This is a genomic window from Paenibacillus ehimensis NBRC 15659, from assembly GCF_004000785.1.
Classification (GTDB): domain Bacteria; phylum Bacillota; class Bacilli; order Paenibacillales; family NBRC-103111; genus Paenibacillus_G; species Paenibacillus_G ehimensis.
The window spans coordinates 1-4267 of sequence record NZ_BILX01000155.1; the positions used below are offsets into that span (position 1 = coordinate 1).

Annotated in this window: 4 protein-coding genes and 2 pseudogenes; 1 reads left to right on the forward strand and 5 read right to left on the reverse strand. The window is 42.5% G+C overall.

Features of this window, described 5'->3' with window-relative positions:
* The 3 genes and pseudogenes from PEH01S_RS33910 to PEH01S_RS36250 form a co-directional block, all read right to left on the reverse strand.
* Positions 1–1022 (reverse strand): annotated as a pseudogene (locus PEH01S_RS33910) (RHS repeat protein); the annotation flags it as partial.
* A gap of 780 nt (positions 1023–1802) precedes the next feature.
* Complete coding sequence (locus tag PEH01S_RS33915; protein ID WP_127490424.1) at positions 1803–2096, reverse strand: hypothetical protein; 294 nt, start codon at positions 2094–2096, stop codon at positions 1803–1805.
* Positions 2093–2341 carry a hypothetical protein gene (locus tag PEH01S_RS36250; protein WP_218032731.1) on the reverse strand — a complete coding sequence of 83 codons (249 nt, stop codon included), beginning with the start codon at positions 2339–2341 and terminating at the stop codon, positions 2093–2095. Before PEH01S_RS36250 ends, PEH01S_RS33915 begins: the two co-directional genes overlap by 4 nt.
* A gap of 207 nt (positions 2342–2548) precedes the next feature.
* Here PEH01S_RS36250 and PEH01S_RS36255 point away from each other — a divergent pair.
* Positions 2549–3016: pseudogene (locus PEH01S_RS36255) on the forward strand (transposase); the annotation flags it as partial.
* Between the two features lie 250 nt (positions 3017–3266).
* On the opposite strand, the gene PEH01S_RS33930 reads toward PEH01S_RS36255, so the two are convergent.
* Together PEH01S_RS33930 and PEH01S_RS33935 are read right to left on the reverse strand one after the other, a co-directional pair.
* Positions 3267–3683 carry an Imm12 family immunity protein gene (locus PEH01S_RS33930; RefSeq protein WP_127490426.1) on the reverse strand — a complete coding sequence of 139 codons (417 nt, stop codon included), beginning with the start codon at positions 3681–3683 and terminating at the stop codon, positions 3267–3269.
* A gap of 28 nt (positions 3684–3711) precedes the next feature.
* A partial coding sequence (locus PEH01S_RS33935; protein WP_164828145.1) for an RHS repeat-associated core domain-containing protein occupies positions 3712–4267 on the reverse strand: 556 nt, incomplete at its 5' end.

Genomic DNA, 4267 nt, shown 5'->3' on the forward strand with positions numbered 1-4267 from the left:
TAACAGTGTACCACACCGTTAAAATGCTTCTCAATCCTACCAAGACTATCATACGTAAACGTAACTTCTTGCCCGTCCGGCCGTATGACCTTGCTCATCATATTGTTGCCATAGTACTCATAACGCCAATGCGTGCCGTCCGGATCGATTTTCTCCGCGAGATTTCCTTCTTCGTCGTAGCTGTACTTCGTCCCGTTGAACTCCAGCAGCCGCCCGCCGGCTCCGTACACCCGGTCCGTCTTATGCCCGCTGCTGTACAGGTTGCCGACTTCGTCGGCCATGCGGAAGATTTTGCCGAAGTCGTTCGTAGCTCCGATCAAGGTTCCAAAATCGTCGTATCCGTACTGTGTTTTCTTGCCGGTCAGCTCGTTGAGCACGGACTTTAGACGGTTATTGACGTCCCACGTATACTTTCGTCTGCGGGTTTCCCGTCCGCCCGCTTTCACGCTGTGCCGTTCAGGCCGTCCCGCGATATCGTACTGCCAGCTACTGATCACGCCGCCCGGCAGCAGTCTCTCAATCTCTTGTCCAAGCGCGTCGTACTTCATCTGCGCCATCCACGGCGTGCCGCCGGTCTGAGCTGCGTCGCCTCCACGCTGCTGCTGCGCCTGCATCTGGCTAACTTGCCCCAAGACGTCGCGCTCCATCGTCACATGTGCGCCAAGACTGCTGCTTACTTTCGTGCGGTTGCCCGTTTCATCATATTGACTCGCTACCCAGTATGCATCACGCCATTCCTTAATGATACGACCCGCCCGGTCATAGTCCAGCTTCACCGTCGCAAAAGGATTGGCTGTCTCCAGTAATTCCCCGACACGGTTGTACCTAAACGTCTCCACCAGACCGTCGCTATATTCCACTTGCGTGACGCGCCCCATGACGTCATGGCTATAGGCCGTCCATCGTCCTCCGGGCCGTTCCACCTTCTGAAGCAAGCCTGCGGGGCTTCGCACGTACTGCCGTACGATTCCGTCAAAGCCCGTTTCGAGAACGATGCTTCCGTTCGCATCGCGCTCCAGCACATACGTATGAACGCAGCGCGCTCCAGTGGTCGGGCCTTCATAACGCCAGTAGAAGCTCTACCCGTTGCGGTCCGTCTTCCGGAGCATCAGATGACCTTCATAGGACATACGGGTCGTCTGTCCCAACGCATCGTTACCGCTATATGGCGTGCCTATCCAAAGACGCGGGGCATGGGTGCTGATGTCCGGCATCACCACCTCGCCCGCATGGGAGACGATCCGCTGAATAACTCCCAGTCGTTCTCCTCGTATTGAAGAAACAGATCCCCGAGTGAAGATCCGCGCTGAAACGCGTCGTTTTCCAGAAAATTTCCATCCAGATACGCGTGGATGACTTCGGACAGCACGTCAAGGTAACAATGATCAACGAAAAAGGCCTACCTTCGTGTATTACACACAAAGTAGACCTATCTGTAATTATTAATTATCTATTTAATTTTATTTCAAAAACAAAATACATACTATTGATAACTTATTCTAACCTTCCCCCATTCTCTTCTGCATATAAATTTTATGGTTTCATACTATCTCTCTCCAGAACTTAAGACTATTCATCCCAAAATTTTGCTCTGCAATATCTAAGAATTCAATTCCTCTGTCTTCCTTTCTAAATAAATAGGAAGTACCTAGACCTTGTATAAAAAGGGAAAAGGATAGAGATACACAAATTTTTTCTTCAAATGGAATATTATTTACAAAAGCAAAAATATAGCCAGTATTTGTATTGGTAATAATAGAATAATAGTCTCCTGTCGCTATACAAATATATTCATCTTTAGGTTAGAAGATTTTCTTGATAAATGCTCTTTGAAGGTCCCTTAACTTTTCAAGGTAATTATCTCCATTTCCAAAATGCACTCCTGATATGCTAAAATCTCCAAAATCATAATTGGAAATCAATTTTTCAAAATCGGGATGAAATTTCACCCCAAATATCTGCTCTGCTTTTCTGGTATCTTCGTGTAATGTTTTTTTCTTTTTTAAGATTAATCCTGTAACAATATGTTCCAGAGGCTTAAAATCATTTTCCAACATCATTACCATATCCTCTAATGAAATTAATCCTGTAGTCATGGTAAACAACCTCCCTTATAATGCCATACTCCTCCTGAACCCACATGTGTATCACCTGGTACAGGTATTGCATATCTTCCCCAATCAACATGGTGATGAATTAAAATATCTTTTAAGTAGCCCTTATGCTCAGGAAAATGTTCAATCCATACATCATCAATTCTTGGTGATACTTTTAACCTGGTGTAGTTCTCAATCAAATATTTATGGAAGGGCTTAGTGTTTCCGGTCTCATTTTGGCCCACTGTTCCCAAAATTCCTTTGTATTTCGTATTCCACCTTTGCTAGTGGTCTCTCCACTTGTAAAAGTAAGTGTATCTATTGAGAATTTAGGGTCGGGTCTGCCTGGAAAATTACTGTCGTATCTAGTGCCACTCAGCGAATATAAACCTGAATATGGAAAGGATATTTAGGCCCTTCTCTACGGGTATAATCGAAAACAAAAAACGAGCCGCGACTTCTTGTCATTCCTTCAAGATCTTCGCCACCGCTACCATCGTTCCCAACGGCTTTATATTGTGTTGGACAATCACAGCATTCATAAAACCGTGAAAGTAAGAGAGTTTGCCGCAGAAAACAATATAGAGCTTGTTTTTACACCCACTTATTCGTCATGGCTGAATCACATCGAGTGTCATTTTCCGCCACTCCGTTCTTTTGTTCTGTCCTGTTCCAACTATGGGAACCACGATGAATTAGCTGATGCCATTCAGAAGTATCTTCGTTGGCGCAATAAGAACGCTAAATTCAGTGAGCTACTACGCCTTCAAAAACGGGTTAAGGTAGCAGATGGGGCACTAGGTGCTTCACCCCAAGGTATCCTAACATACCCCTCTTCTACTAAATCAAGACCTCATTTTTACTACCGATACAATAACTCCCATCAATTTGAGGGTTGTGGTATTTTGACCTTTCCTTAATCATATAGCTTTCTTTATGGCTATCCATATTGAAATTTGGCTCCTCCTTTACTTTTTCAATAGCTTGAAAAGGAACATTTTAGGGGGCTAATTATTATAAAGAGAATGTCCTTACCAAACTATTTGCAAGTTATTCTTCTCTTATATGTCTATATACTCTCACAGAAAAAACCATGAGGAGACTTCTCCACATGGCTTAATCCTAGTTGATGAAGAAATACAACTAACACTGAGATTTACAAAACGTTCACTAGAAGCAACTTAAAATTTTTTCTTCAAATAAATTGTAATTAAAATCCAGCTTCTTTTTTTGCAATTTATCTTTTATTTCTTTCCCACTTTCTAACAATAGTTTTTTAAATTTGTCCAAAAAAATTAACTCATTTTCCTTCTCATTACTTGTCCATATAGATTCATCTATACAAATATCGACATATATGACCTTCTTTTTGGACATGAATTTAGTTCCATAGACACCGCTTGTCTCAAAATATTTTACTATTTCACCGTTGATGCAAAGAAGATAATCCACTGAAGCTACATCATCTCCAAAGTTAGCGGAAAGAAATGCCGAGTCTAGTTTTTTCCTAAGATTAACAACAAGGGGCATAATAGCATTACTTATTTCAGGTGTACCACCTAATCTAACACCTATGTTTAATTTCATTTTTCTACCACCTTAATCATAGATTCTCTTATGGAAGACACCTTATTTTCTTAAATGCTTTCTCAGCTCTTGGACTTAGTGATTCTCCTAATTTACTTCCTGCCCATGACTCTTTATTTAGAGAACCCGGTCGTTTTTCAGCTAACTCACGTTCTAAATTTAGGATTTCGTCTCTTGCACCAGAATCAATTGGATCCATTGACCAAGTACTGGGAATTGTATTACCGTACCGTTTTTTTAGATCTTTAACTTCATTTGTTATACCCCACTTCTGAAATTCATCAGATTCGTTGTATAAAGCATATAACACTGCTGGCTTATTCGATGCTCTAGAATTTCCGTGTAGGCTTGGCTTGGGTTTAGGTCGTGGACCTGGTTTTTTGGCAAACTGTCCATTTTTTCTCCGTCGATGGTTTGCAAATAAACCAAACTCGTCAACTTCAATATTCGGGTCAGATATGTACCCATACAGCCGTATTCCACCTTCTAACCCAATCGGATCCTGCTGCGTGTAGATCCCTTCATGTGGCGAATAGTATCGGAAGCGGTTGTAGTACAGTCCCGTCTCCTCATCTTCATACTGG

Coding starts and splice junctions, on each gene's coding strand:
- PEH01S_RS33915 (WP_127490424.1), bottom strand. CDS start 2,096: ATGACTACAGGATTAATTTCATTAGAGGATATGGTAATGATGTTGGAA.
- PEH01S_RS33930 (WP_127490426.1), bottom strand. CDS start 3,683: ATGAAATTAAACATAGGTGTTAGATTAGGTGGTACACCTGAAATAAGT.